At 47.3% G+C, this 12,701-nt stretch carries 13 protein-coding genes; 12 read left to right on the forward strand and 1 reads right to left on the reverse strand.

The window, feature by feature from the left end; all coding sequences use genetic code 11:
* Positions 1–405: 405 nt before the first annotated feature.
* The 8 genes from alaS to LSG31_RS12925 all read left to right on the forward strand — a co-directional run bounded on the left by alaS (position 406) and on the right by LSG31_RS12925 (position 7,257).
* A complete protein-coding gene (alaS, locus tag LSG31_RS12890) occupies positions 406–3,024 on the forward strand; it encodes an alanine--tRNA ligase (RefSeq protein ID WP_347435508.1) in 2,619 nt (872 codons plus the stop codon).
* A 103-nt stretch (positions 3,025–3,127) separates the two neighbouring features.
* Positions 3,128–3,388: an IreB family regulatory phosphoprotein gene (locus LSG31_RS12895; RefSeq protein ID WP_347435509.1), complete on the forward strand. Its 261-nt coding sequence runs from the start codon at positions 3,128–3,130 to the stop codon at positions 3,386–3,388.
* A 3-nt stretch (positions 3,389–3,391) separates the two neighbouring features.
* Positions 3,392–3,820: a Holliday junction resolvase RuvX gene (gene ruvX, locus LSG31_RS12900; protein WP_347435510.1), complete on the forward strand. Its 429-nt coding sequence runs from the start codon at positions 3,392–3,394 to the stop codon at positions 3,818–3,820.
* Between the two features lie 134 nt (positions 3,821–3,954).
* Complete coding sequence (locus LSG31_RS12905; RefSeq protein WP_347435511.1) at positions 3,955–4,227, forward strand: DUF1292 domain-containing protein; 273 nt, start codon at positions 3,955–3,957, stop codon at positions 4,225–4,227.
* Between the two features lie 155 nt (positions 4,228–4,382).
* Positions 4,383–5,462: an endolytic transglycosylase MltG gene (gene mltG, locus LSG31_RS12910; protein WP_347435512.1), complete on the forward strand. Its 1,080-nt coding sequence runs from the start codon at positions 4,383–4,385 to the stop codon at positions 5,460–5,462.
* Positions 5,463–5,482: 20 nt separating this feature from the next.
* The gene (locus LSG31_RS12915; protein WP_347435513.1) at positions 5,483–6,205 is read left to right on the forward strand and encodes an O-methyltransferase; all 723 of its coding nucleotides are present in this window, start codon (positions 5,483–5,485) and stop codon (positions 6,203–6,205) included.
* Between the two features lie 24 nt (positions 6,206–6,229).
* Positions 6,230–6,544, forward strand: coding sequence for a hypothetical protein (locus LSG31_RS12920; protein WP_430734199.1), 315 nt, complete (start codon positions 6,230–6,232; stop codon positions 6,542–6,544).
* Positions 6,545–6,729: 185 nt separating this feature from the next.
* Positions 6,730–7,257, forward strand: a complete 528-nt coding sequence (locus LSG31_RS12925; RefSeq protein WP_347435515.1) for a DUF2062 domain-containing protein — start codon at positions 6,730–6,732, stop codon at positions 7,255–7,257.
* A gap of 20 nt (positions 7,258–7,277) precedes the next feature.
* On the opposite strand, the gene thiE is transcribed toward LSG31_RS12925, so the two are convergent.
* On the reverse strand, positions 7,278–7,949 hold the full coding sequence (thiE, locus tag LSG31_RS12930) for a thiamine phosphate synthase (RefSeq protein WP_347435516.1): 672 nt from the start codon (positions 7,947–7,949) through the stop codon (positions 7,278–7,280).
* A gap of 203 nt (positions 7,950–8,152) precedes the next feature.
* On the opposite strand from thiE, the gene ispG reads away from it, so the two are divergent.
* The 4 genes from ispG (at position 8,153) to LSG31_RS12950 (ending at position 12,612) form a co-directional block, all read left to right on the forward strand.
* Positions 8,153–9,238, forward strand: a complete 1,086-nt coding sequence (ispG, locus tag LSG31_RS12935; RefSeq protein WP_347435517.1) for a flavodoxin-dependent (E)-4-hydroxy-3-methylbut-2-enyl-diphosphate synthase — start codon at positions 8,153–8,155, stop codon at positions 9,236–9,238.
* A gap of 231 nt (positions 9,239–9,469) precedes the next feature.
* Positions 9,470–11,482, forward strand: coding sequence for a transketolase (gene tkt / locus LSG31_RS12940; protein WP_347435518.1), 2,013 nt, complete (start codon positions 9,470–9,472; stop codon positions 11,480–11,482).
* Positions 11,483–11,823: 341 nt separating this feature from the next.
* Positions 11,824–12,288 carry a hypothetical protein gene (locus tag LSG31_RS12945; protein ID WP_347435519.1) on the forward strand — a complete coding sequence of 155 codons (465 nt, stop codon included), beginning with the start codon at positions 11,824–11,826 and terminating at the stop codon, positions 12,286–12,288.
* 6 nt (positions 12,289–12,294) lie between these two features.
* Positions 12,295–12,612, forward strand: coding sequence for a DUF2653 family protein (locus LSG31_RS12950; protein WP_347435520.1), 318 nt, complete (start codon positions 12,295–12,297; stop codon positions 12,610–12,612).
* Positions 12,613–12,701: the final 89 nt, after the last annotated feature.

Consider the following 12,701-nt stretch of genomic DNA (forward strand, 5'->3'; position numbering starts at 1 on the left):
GTTTGACAGATTTCAGCAGGATTCCTTATAATAGGAATGTTTTAAATACATGAATTTGTTGAACACATGAATTTTCAAACACATGAATCGCAAGGATCGATACAAGAGCTTTTTACATACTCATAATTGATTTTGTGGAATGCAAAGATCAGTACGATGTACCACACGGCCAGAGAGGGTGTTTCACGGCTGAAAAAACACCTGCGTGGTAGGCATTGGAAGCTACTTTGTGCAAAGAAATTCCACCGGCAGCGACCGATACTCGTATGGAAAGCGACTACAGCCAGACGATGCAGCGGGCTTTGTCTGTAGTAAACAGGGTGGTACCACGTGAGTTTGCCTCTCGTCCCTGATGGGATGAGGGGTTATTTTTATTTTTTGAGCATAACAGTAGGAGGATTTTCGATGAAGTCAAGTGAAGTTCGCCGTAAATTTTTAGAGTTTTTCGGATCAAAGGGACATGACATTTTGCCCAGCGCGAGCCTCGTTCCACATGATGATCCGTCATTATTGTGGATCAATGCAGGAATGGCGCCGTTAAAAAAATATTTTGACGGCCGGGAAATACCAAAAAATCCGCGGATGACCAATTCACAAAAATGTATCCGCACAAATGACATTGAAAATGTAGGGAAAACTGCACGCCATCAGACATTTTTTGAAATGCTCGGCAATTTCTCCATTGGCGATTATTTCAAAAAAGAGGCAATCGAGTGGGCATGGGAATTTTTAACCAAAGAAATTGGATTTGATCCGGAACGATTGTCTGTGACCATTCACCACGAGGATGAAGAAGCGTTTGAAATTTGGCATACAAGTGTAGGGATTCCGGAAGAGCGGATTGTCCGATTGGATGACGAAAACTTTTGGGACATCGGCGAAGGTCCATGCGGTCCTTGTTCCGAGATTTATTATGATCGGCAATTGACCGGGTGCACCAGCCCTGATTGTAAAGCCGGCGCCTGTGAGTGTGACCGCTATCTGGAAATATGGAATCTGGTTTTTTCCCAGTACAATCATAATCCGGACGGCAGCTACACACCTTTGCCGAAGAAAAATATCGACACAGGCATGGGGTTGGAGCGGATGTGTTCGCTCTTGCAGGATGTGGAAACAAACTTTGACACCGATCTGTTCCGTCCGATCATCGACCGTACCTGCGGACTTGCCAATGTCACATATCCGGCGGATACGGATACGAATGTCGCATTAAAAGTCATTGCGGACCATGTCAGGACAGTCGCTTTTTCCATCGGTGACGGCGTCCTCCCTTCCAACGAAGGCCGTGGGTATGTGATTCGCCGTTTATTGCGCCGCGCTGTTCGCTATGGAAAAGTATTAGGAATTGAAAAGCCGTTTCTTTATGAATTGGTATCGATTGTCGGACAGATTATGGGCGAATTTTATCCGGCGGTTGTGGAAAAAGCAGGTTTTATCGTTCGAGTGATCCGCTCCGAAGAAGAGCGCTTCCACGAAACGTTATCTGCCGGAGAAAATCGGCTGTCTGACTTGATTGCGTCACGAAAAGCGGTTGGCGAGCAGACAATCTCCGGTCATGACGCGTTTATGCTGTATGATACATACGGATTTCCGATTGATTTGACGGAAGATATTGCGGCAGAACAGGGAATGACGGTAGATCGCGGCGCATTTGAACAAGCCCTCGATGAGCAGAGGGTACGCGCACGGGCGGCGCGGCAGGAAATCGACAGCATGCAAAGCGTTCGCACGGCGGTCAGTCAACTGACGGTAGAGAGCCGATTTGTCGGATATCAGGAATATGTAACGATGGCAAGCGTTGCTGCACTTGTAAAAGATGGGGAGTTTGTCGAACGTGTCCACGAAGGCGATGTGTGTGACGTGGTTTTGGATCGTACGCCGTTTTATGCAGAAAGCGGCGGACAAGTCAGCGATCGCGGGATGATCACATGCGGGCAGACGCAATTGCAGGTGACAGCAGTCTATAAAGCGCCGCTCGGGCAACATGTGATGAGCTGTGAAGTTGTCAAAGGCGAGCTTTCCGTTGGCGATCTGGCGGAAGCGGCGATCGATGTCGCGTACCGGAAGGATATTGTCAAGAACCATACAGGCACGCACCTTTTGCACAAAGCGTTGCGTGAAGTGCTTGGCGAACATGTGGCGCAAGCAGGTTCATTAGTGGAAGATGAGCGTTTGCGCTTTGACTTCTCGCACTTTGGAGCGGTGACAAAAGAAGAATTGCAAGACATTGAGCAGCGTGTCAATCATCAAATTTGGCTGGATGAGGCAGTCGACGTTCGGGAAATGCCGATTGATGAAGCAAAAGCTTTGGGTGCGATGGCACTGTTTGGGGAAAAATACGGGGAAGTCGTCCGGGTGGTCAAAGCCGGCGACTATAGCACAGAATTATGCGGCGGCTGTCACGTGGCACGTACAGGAGAAATCGGCATTTTCAAAATTGTTTCAGAAGCGGGAATTGGTGCGGGTGTTCGACGGATTGAAGCAGTAACCGGCCGCTTTGCGTATCAGTATGGAAATGATCGGGAGAAACTCTTGGAACAGGCGGCGAAACTCTTGAAGACGAACGGTTCCGAAGTACCGCAGCGGATTGAAGGTCTGTTGGGCGCGCTGAAAGATCTGAATCGGGAAATCGAGTCATTAAAAGGGAAAGTAAGCGCCATTGAAGCAGAGTCTCTGGAAAAACAGGCGGTTCTCGTCGATGATGTGCAGGTGCTTGCAGCAGCTGTCAAAGGCATGGATATGGATGCATTACGCGCAACCGTTGACGGCTTAAAGGCGAAATTGTCGAATTCGGTGATCGTTCTTGGTTCCACGGCGGAAGGAAAAGTGAATTTTGTGGCATCCGTGTCAAAAGATTTGCATAGTCGGGGATTGCATGCGGGCAAAATCATTAAAGAAGTAGCATCAATTGCCGGCGGCAGCGGCGGCGGACGTCCGGACATGGCCCAAGCAGGAGGAAAATCTCCGGAAAAACTGCAGGAAGCGATTGGAAATGTAATGGAAATCGTTAAAAATTTCTTGTAAACTTTACATATTGGAAGGAGTTCCCCCATATATCGAGAATACAAGTATAATACGCGGATTCAGAACACTTAGATTCAGAACACTTAAAAGAGGTGTTGCTCAGATGAATCAACATCTTGACAAAACAATGAAATTTAACGTGCGCACAGAGGAAGTGAATTTGGCCCAGGAAGCCATTTTGACAGCGTACCATGCACTGAAAGAAAAAGGTTACAATCCCATCGATCAGATTGTCGGATATTTAATTTCCGGGGATCCGGCCTATATCACCAGCCACAACGATGCCCGCAATGCGATGCGCCGGGTGGAGCGGGACGACTTGATCGAGGAATTGGTACGCGCCTATTTGGCCTCTCGGGTATAAACGATGCGAATTTTGGGAATTGATTACGGAGATGCGCGCATTGGACTCGCAATCAGCGATGAGCTTGGCTGGACTGCACAAGGTTTGGAAGTCATTCAACGCCGACATTTGTCGGATGACATGGGCAGGATTGCTGCAGTTATCAATCAATACAATGTTGAAAAAATCGTTCTTGGATTTCCGAAAAATATGAACGGGACAATTGGACCACGGGGAGAAATCACACAAGAGTTTGCTTCCATGTTGGAAAGGGAATTTCGTGTTCCTGTCATACTTTGGGATGAACGATTGTCAACGGTTGCCGCGGAGCGAGTCCTTCTGCAAGCGGATATGAGCCGAAAGAAACGCAAAGGCGTAATTGATAAAGTTGCCGCACAGATGATTTTGCAGACATACTTGGATTCACATACCGGGCATAAACCGCTTTTGTAGCCTGTATATAGTATGTAAGGAATGCATATGTGGGATCTGCCGAGTGGAAAATGTTCGTTACGCAAGAGCATGGAACAAAAGCAGCACGTAGAACTGCGCAAGATCAATCATGCAAGGGAAAAGGAGTGTGCAGAATGAGCGAACTGGAAAATGATTTGGTCGTGTTGACGGATGAAGACGGCGGTGAACACGAGTTTCGGGTATTGGAAATTATTGAAGTGGAAGGAAATAACTACGCGATTTTGCAACCGGCTGCGACAGAGGACGATGAAGCGATTATTCTTCGCATCGAAGAAGATGAAGATGGCAATGAAGTTCTTGTAGACATTGACGACGACGATGAGTGGGAAAAAGTTGCCGAAACATACGATACATTGTTATTTGACGAATTGGACGAAGACAAGTAATTGTCATCATTCCGATGCAAAACAAATGATGGAATGGAGAAGACCGGTCTCAGGATAGGCCGGTTTTTTTCTTTTTTCAGTTGTACAGATGCCAAGAAGTTGTACCAGATGCCAAGCACAAGTATAATAGACACGTTATGACAGGAGATGATAACGTGTCGAAACACCCAACTTATACTTCTTCATTGAGGAAAAAAACAAAATTCCTGCTGGGCATCTGCCTTTTGCTTATTATTGGGATTGCATTTTGGTTATACTGGATGATGCAGCCGGTCCAGGGTCAGACGGAACGGTCGATTGACATACCAAGTGGTGCAAGCAGTCAGCAAATTGGCAATATATTGTATACAAATAGACTCATCCACAGCCCAATCGCATTTCGCATCTATTTGACGTTTTTAGGCGATGAGGGAAAATTGCAAGCGGGACATTATCATTTGAAACAAGGCCAAACTCTTGGGCAAATGATCCATACGATGGTTAGCGGCGATAAATCGGCCGGAACGATACGATTCACGGTTCCCGAAGGCTATACAATCGATCAGATTGCCGACTTGTTGCAAAAAGACGGAATCGTATCGGCCCAAGCATTTCTGAATGAAGCGGATCATGGCACATTTACAGAGCCGTTTGTCAAGGAGATCCCGGCCAATTCTGCATATCATCATAGACTTGAAGGATATTTGTTCCCTGATACATATGAAATCTTCAAAGGATCAACGGCACATGAAATTATTGATAAAATGTTGCAACGCATGCAGCAGGAATTTACGAGCCGGATGATTGCAGATGTGAAAAACAGTGGGTATACTGTGCACCAAGTGCTGACGATCGCATCCATGGTGGAGCGGGAGGCCAAGGTCGACAAGGAGCGTCCGATCATTGCCGGCGTCATGTATAACCGGCTGCATCAAAAGCCGCCAATGCCTTTGCAAATTGACGCGACAATCGAGTACGTATTGAACAATAAATTCCCATTGACCGGTCGGGACTTGGAAGTCGACAGTCCCTATAATACGTATTTGCATACCGGCCTGCCGCCTGGGCCGATCGCTTCGCCCGGCATCAAATCGATTATGGCCGCCATTCATCCGGACCACAATGATTATTTATACTATGTCACGCGGAATGACGGTTCAGGAACCCATTACTTTTCAAAAACGTATGCCGAACAATTGCAAAACGAACAGAAAAGTGAGAGGAACGCTGCACAGGCGCCATCTGCAGCACATTGAGTATAGGAGTTGTAGGAAAGTTGCAGCAGAATCAAATAGTACATGCACAGCTATTGGATGAACGGCTGACCGGCTATTTGCGGGAACTTGTTCCGGCAAGATCGGAATTGTTAGAGCAAATGGAAGGTATGGCAAAAAAGGAGTTCATTCCGATTTTGGATTTGGAAGCAACGACTTTTTTACGTCTTTTATTGCGATTGGGGAATCCGAAACGAATTTTGGAAATTGGCACAGCCATTGGATATTCTGCCGTTTTTATGGCACAGAATGCGCCGGATGCCAGAATTTTGACGATGGAACGGGATGAAATGCGAGTGCGAACGGCGCGTTCGTGGATTCGCAAAGCCGACTTGGAAACGCGCATTTCCATTTGGGAAGGAGATGCATTTGAACTTCTGAAACAATTGAAAGAAACTGCAAATGAATGGCAGGGACAGGCGTTTGACCTTATTTTCCTGGATGCGGCAAAAGGACAGTATGCAAAATTTTTGGAAGAGGTCTTGCCGCTATTGGCGAAAGGCGGCATTTTGCTGTCTGACAATGTTTTGTTTCAAGGCTATGTCATGCAGGAAGGGCAAGTGAAACATAAACTGCGGACGATGGTCAATCGTTTGCGAGAGTACAATTGGCTCCTGGCACATCATTCGGAACTGGATACCACATTTTTGCCATTGGGAGATGGCATGGCTGTGAGTATGAGGAAAAATAAATGTCTTTACGGAAATATCAGTCACACGTTATGATGGAGTTGAGGGGAGGTTTGCATGATGGAGGCAAAACTATTCGAATATTTACAAAAGGCGAAAGATGATTTTGATCGTACTGTGTTGTGCAAACATACGGAGTTTGATGATTTGTATCCATATATGATGGAACACCAGCAATTTTTCTGGTACAAACGTCATGCAGCATGGTCGGCGCTTTTGACAGTCGTCAAAATTGCAGGTGATCTCGGGGTGGAATGGAGACAGATTTTCACACCTGAGCAACTGACAATGATCGAACGCCGGGTTTTGGATAAGCGCGTTTTGGATGAGTGGTTTGGAATTGACGTGAAGGACGGTCAAATGACAGAAGCGTGATGCAAAGCGAGAATCAACGGTCTATAAGCACGAGTGGTCAAGTTTGATCGCCGTGTTTTCTTTTATATGATGTTTTCTTTCTTGCAAGGAATGATTTAGGGGATTGTGTTCATAAGGAATGGCATATTTGGTTTTATTTTCAAATGTTTTGCACAGAAAAGGCAATTCGAGTTCGAGGTGTTGGAATGAATCATATGTTTAAAAATAAGATTCGCGGATTTGCCAGATCGTTAAAACTTCAATATATTAAATTGTTGCGGTCGCCAGGCGGAGCGCGAAAAGTCGCAACCGGTTTTGCCATCGGGTTTGGGCTTGAGATGTTGGTTCTTTCCACAGCCATGGTTGTTTACGTGTTTTTGTATCCGATTGTGCGGATTATGCGCGGTTCCTTATCGGCAGCGATCATTGGGAACTTGATTTGCAAAGCGACGTTTTTGCCAGTGCTGATGCTGCCGGTTGCAATGGAAGTCGGGCGATTTCTGACGCCGTTTAAGCCGCATGGGATACCAAGAACGGTATTTTATTACTTGCACACACTGCTCGGAATGTCACTGTTCGCCGGCGTTTTTGGGTTTCTCTCATTTTTCCCCGTCTATTATCTGTATGAAGCAAGGCGCAAACACAGGGAAAACAAGCGTCGTGAAAAACGGCAACTGTGCCCGATGGAAGAAAAACACCCCAACGTCAATCCGCAGACTGTCGATGGGGAGTAGTGTTATCATGCCGTTTCGTGTCACGGATGAACGGAACGGTGAATTCGTGTCAGCAAATCTTTTGCTGCTGCTTCCGGGTCTTTGGCACTCATGACAGCCGATACGACGGCAATTCCGGCAGCACCTGTTCCCATGGTTTCCTGGACTTGTTCTTTGCCGATCCCGCCAATTCCGACGACGGGAATTTGCACGGCGGATGCAATGGCACGCAAGCCGGCAATTCCGGTATAGCCGGCATCCGGTTTGGAGTTTGTCGCATATACCGCCCCGACGCCGAGATAATCAGCCCCGTCTTTTTCCGCTTGAACAGCTTCTGCAATCGTATCGGCAGAAACACCGATCAGCTTGTCCGGGAGCAGTCTCCGGGCATCTTTGCAGGAAATATCATCTTGTCCGATATGGACGCCGTCGGCATCGACAAGCATCGCCACATCGACCCGATCGTTTACAAAAAATAATACCCCGTATTCTTTTGTCATGTTCCGGATCTCCCGGCCCAATTCGACGAATTTTCTGCCCAATTCTTGTTTGCGCCGCAGCTGAACGGCAGTTGCGCCGCCATGCATGGCGGAACGGATGATCGGCAGCAGCTCATCTCCGTTTGTGCGTTCGTCTGTTACTACATAGAGTTGCAGTTGTTTGCGCAGCTGCAGTTGTTTGTGCGAGGATTCATTCGATCGATTGTTTTTCATTTCTATCTACCATTCCCTTTTACGCATCATTTTGCCGCTTTTTGCAAACGTGCCAATCGTCACATGCAGTGACAATCCTTTACAGCAATAATCTTTTGCAGTCCAAATCATAGTGGCTCATGCAACAGATACAAGGTATAATGATGAAGGATCGATTCTATTTGATTGTACTATATATTTTACCTAGATGGGAGTCAGTCTCGATGTTTCACCGAACACAAACACGTTCTGTCAAAGTTGGCAATTTACTGATCGGCGGCAATGATCAAGTTCTTATACAAAGTATGACAATGACAAAAACTGCAGATGTCAAAGCTACGGTTGAGCAAATTCACCGCTTGGAAGAAGCAGGCTGCGAATTGGTGCGGGTAACGGTGAACTCACCGGAAGCGGCTGATGCCATCAAGGACATTAAGCGGCAGATTCATATTCCTCTTGTGGCCGATATTCATTTTGATTATCGCCTGGCGCTCAAAGCGATCGAGAACGGCATCGATAAAGTAAGAATTAATCCGGGCAATATCGGCAAAAGAGAACGGGTCGAAGCGGTTGTAAAAGCCTGTAAGGAACGTGGAGTGCCGATTCGGATCGGCGTCAATGCAGGTTCGCTGGAGCGGCATATCTTGGAGAAATACGGCTATCCGACGGCAGACGGCATGCTGGAAAGCGCACTGCACCATATCCGGATTTTGGAGGAACTGGATTTTCATGATATTATTGTTTCCATGAAGGCTTCGGATGTGCCGTTGGCGATTGCGGCATATAAGAAGGCGGCAGAAGCGTTTGATTATCCTCTTCACTTGGGAATTACCGAATCCGGCACGTTATTTTCCGGCACGGTCAAAAGTGCAGCCGGACTCGGCACGCTGCTGTCGATGGGACTTGGCAATACCATCCGGATCTCGTTAAGTGCGGATCCAGTGGAAGAGATCAAAGTCGCGCGGGAGCTGCTGAAGACTTTCGGGGTGATTTCGAACGCGGTGACATTGGTTTCTTGTCCGACATGCGGCCGGATTGATATCGATCTCATCAGCATCGCCAATGAAATCGAAGAGTATGTGGCAAACATCAAGGCGCCGATTAAAGTTTCTGTTCTCGGTTGTGCCGTCAATGGACCAGGGGAAGCGAAAGAAGCGGATATCGGCATCGCCGGTGCCCGTGGGGAAGGTTTGCTGTTCCGATATGGCGAAGTCGTACGCAAAATTCCGGAGCAAGACCTTGTCTCCGAATTGAAAAAGGAAATTGATGCACTTGCCGAAAAGTATTATAAGACAGGCTCCATACGCTAATTCATGTAATCATTCCTGCAACCGGGAAATCCTTTCAAACTGCTTGTTGAATAGGCAGGCAATTTGAAACGAACCCGGTTTTTTTATTCTCAAGATATATTCTTGTATGTTTACAAAACATTTGGTAAATTGAAATGGATTCTGTGTAATAAAATGGTCTGATACGTAAAAAGATACAACAAAGATCGACTGGCTTTGTTAATGAAAGTAGAAAATATTGGAGGGATTTTTGTGAGTGGAGAAAACCAGGCAAGATCGATTGACCAATTGTCGATCGACACCATTCGTATGCTGTCGATTGAGATGGTCGAAAAAGCGAATTCCGGTCATCCCGGCATGCCGATGGGGGCAGCCCCGATGGCGTATACACTGTGGAGCCGTTTTTTAAAGCATAACCCCGCAAACCCCAAGTGGTTCGACCGTGACCGCTTTGTATTGTCGGCAGGTCATGGATCTGCATTGCTGTACAGCCTTTTGCATCTCAGCGGTTATGATGTGCCAATGGAAGAGTTGAAAAATTTTCGCCAATGGGGAAGTCTTACGCCCGGACACCCGGAGTATGGCCACACGCCGGGTGTCGATGCGACGACAGGTCCCCTTGGACAAGGCATTTCCATGGCAGTCGGCATGGCGATGGCGGAAGCGCATATGGCGGCTGTGTACAATACGGGCGACAAAAAAGTAGTGGATCATTATACATATGTAATTTGCGGCGACGGCGACTTGATGGAGGGCGTTTCCGCTGAGGCTTCGTCAATGGCCGGGCACTTGCAGCTTGGCAAACTGATCGTATTGTACGATTCCAATGACATATCGTTGGATGGACAATTAAATTTTGCATTTTCCGAACATGTCATGAACCGTTATGAATCCTACGGCTGGCAAGTGTTGCGGGTCGAGGACGGCAATGATGTGGAAGCCATTGCAAATGCGATTGAAGAAGCGCGGGCGGATGCGAAACGTCCGACACTGATCGAAGTGAAAACGACAATCGGCTTTGGCAGTCCGAATAAAGGCGGGAAGTCGGCAGCGCATGGTTCCCCGCTCGGTGCGGATGAGATCGAATTGGTCAGACAAGCATATGGCTGGGGGCAAGAACCGTTTTATGTGCCGAAAGAAGTACGCGACCATTTTGCCCAATTGAAAGCGGAGGGCGAAGCGAAGGAGCAATCCTGGAACGCCCTTGTCCAATCCTTTGAACATGACGACAAGGAGCTTGGAACACAGTTTCGCCTGGCGATTGATGAGCAACTGCCGGAAGGATGGGATCGCGATCTGCCTGTCTATTCCGTGGGAGACAAAAAACTTGCCACACGCCAAGCGTCCGGGAATGCTTTAAATGCGATTGCGAAAATCGTTCCGTCCCTGATTGGCGGATCGGCTGATTTGCAGTCTTCCAACAATACGAATATGAAGGGATTTGGCGTTTTCCATGGAGAAGACTTCAGCGGACGGAATATCTGGTTTGGCGTTCGCGAACATGGAATGGGCGCCGCAATGAACGGTATCGCTTTGCATGGGGGATTGCGGATTTTTGGCGCTACGTTCTTTGTTTTCTCAGATTATTTGCGCCCGGCGATTCGCTTGGCGGCGCTGATGGGAGTTCCGGTCATTTATGTTTTCACACATGACAGCATTGCCGTCGGAGAAGATGGGCCCACGCACGAACCGGTGGAACAATTGCCCGCTTTGCGGGTGATTCCAGGGCTTACGGTACTTCGTCCGGCAGATGCCAATGAAACCACGTATGCCTGGAAATACGCCGTACAAAACAAAAAAGGCCCGGTGGCATTGATTTTGACACGCCAAGCTCTCCCGATTTTGCCGAATACAGATACACTGGCAAAAGAGAACCTGGAAAAGGGTGCTTATGTTTTGGCTGACTCCGCCAAAGCACCGGATGTATTGCTGCTGGCGACTGGCTCAGAAGTGAGCCTTGTCATGGAAGCGAAGAAACAATTGGAGGCGGAAGGAATCGCTGCACGCGTTGTCAGCATGCCAAGTTGGGAACTTTTTGAAAAACAATCACAGGCTTACAAAGATTCTGTGCTTCCACCTGCAGTGAAAACTCGCCTGGCAGTGGAAATGGCATATCCATTGGGATGGGAACGGTATGTGGGAGATCGCGGTTCCGTCATTGGCATCGAGAAATTCGGCGCCTCCGCACCTGGCGACCTCGTCTTGAAAGAATACGGATTTAGCGTCGAACATGTGGTGGCGGAAGTCAAACACTTGTTGAGTTAAGAATTTCCGGAAAACAAACATTCACGTGCAACAAAAAATAGTCACGTGCAACAAAAAATAGTAGGGAAACCGGCTGTGCAGCAATTTGTACAGCCGGTTTTTTAACATGAACCTGATTTGGATTTTTGTCCAGTTGAATTTACGGCGCACGAGTCAAAGTACAGGTGGCGTAAACGTCCCATATAGATTTCAGCGAAATGGAAGCGTTCGATCATTTAAGCCGCAAAGGATTCTAAAATATTTTTGATAAAGTGGAAACCTTTTTCGAAACCCTGACGTATACCATTATGTGAGGGAGAAAGTCGTCCGTCATGGAATGAAATAAGAGGTGGGAGTCGAAAATGAAACGCGTATCCAAAGCAGTTATGATGGTAATCCTAGCTTTTGCCTTAATGCTGGGCAACACAGGAGTGACATGGGCAAAATCATACAGTGGCGGCAGTCATGTAAGCACATATAGTTCAAGCGGCCACAGTGGAAGTTATGGCGGCAGTTACAGCGGCAGTACCGGAAGAAGCAGCAGCAGTTCCGGAACGTACAATTCCGGTTATAGAAAACCATCGTCCAACGTATCCGGTTACGGTTCTACCGGCGGATCTACCTATGGACAACCGCGGACAAGCGGATGGGGCCGCTTTTTTGGCGGATTTGCTACGGGGATGATTGCATCAAGCATATTCAGCAGTATCTTTCATCCGTTCGGCTATTCCGGATATCCCCATTTTTCCATCTTTGGATTTTTGATTGATGTATTCATCTTATGGATTGTCTTCCGGATTGTAAAAGGTTTGTTCTTTAGGAGGTAAATGGAGATGAAGATCTTTTTTGACGAACAAGATGTGATTGATTCTGCATGTGTGATGCTCGCCAACCGTTATCGTATGCGACCGGAAGATTTTGATGTGAATTTGCGTTTTAATCGGGAAGAAGGTTTTTCAGCCAATGCCATTCACCAAGGAGGATGGCGTTCCGGTGATCAACAATACTATTTATCGGAACAGGATTTGATTGATGGAATTGCGGTCTACTTGGCCGACTTTCACCAGTTCAATCCGCAACGGTTGGAAATTGACTTGTCCTTTTCGGAAAGAGACGGGTTCGGCGCAACGATTTTGTCGGGTATGCGCTGATTGTATAGCTGCAGTCGATTTCCGACTGTATTCAGATACTTTGTTTCAGGTACTTTCTTTCCGGGCAATACGGGGATACTACTTCCTGT

Origin of the sequence: Fodinisporobacter ferrooxydans (assembly GCF_022818495.1) — a bacterium.
GTDB lineage: Bacteria > Bacillota > Bacilli > Tumebacillales > MYW30-H2 > Fodinisporobacter > Fodinisporobacter ferrooxydans.

Excerpts from the sequence above, each read along its gene's own strand:
- ruvX (WP_347435510.1), top strand. The coding sequence starts at position 3,392 with ATGCGAATTTTGGGAATTGATTACGGAGATGCGCGCATTGGACTCGCA.
- ispG (WP_347435517.1), top strand. The coding sequence starts at position 8,153 with ATGTTTCACCGAACACAAACACGTTCTGTCAAAGTTGGCAATTTACTG.
- thiE (WP_347435516.1), bottom strand. The coding sequence starts at position 7,949 with ATGAAAAACAATCGATCGAATGAATCCTCGCACAAACAACTGCAGCTG.
- alaS (WP_347435508.1), top strand. The coding sequence starts at position 406 with ATGAAGTCAAGTGAAGTTCGCCGTAAATTTTTAGAGTTTTTCGGATCA.
- LSG31_RS12925 (WP_347435515.1), top strand. The coding sequence starts at position 6,730 with ATGAATCATATGTTTAAAAATAAGATTCGCGGATTTGCCAGATCGTTA.
- LSG31_RS12945 (WP_347435519.1), top strand. The coding sequence starts at position 11,824 with ATGAAACGCGTATCCAAAGCAGTTATGATGGTAATCCTAGCTTTTGCC.
- LSG31_RS12905 (WP_347435511.1), top strand. The coding sequence starts at position 3,955 with ATGAGCGAACTGGAAAATGATTTGGTCGTGTTGACGGATGAAGACGGC.
- LSG31_RS12920 (WP_430734199.1), top strand. The coding sequence starts at position 6,230 with ATGGAGGCAAAACTATTCGAATATTTACAAAAGGCGAAAGATGATTTT.
- LSG31_RS12950 (WP_347435520.1), top strand. The coding sequence starts at position 12,295 with ATGAAGATCTTTTTTGACGAACAAGATGTGATTGATTCTGCATGTGTG.
- LSG31_RS12895 (WP_347435509.1), top strand. The coding sequence starts at position 3,128 with ATGAATCAACATCTTGACAAAACAATGAAATTTAACGTGCGCACAGAG.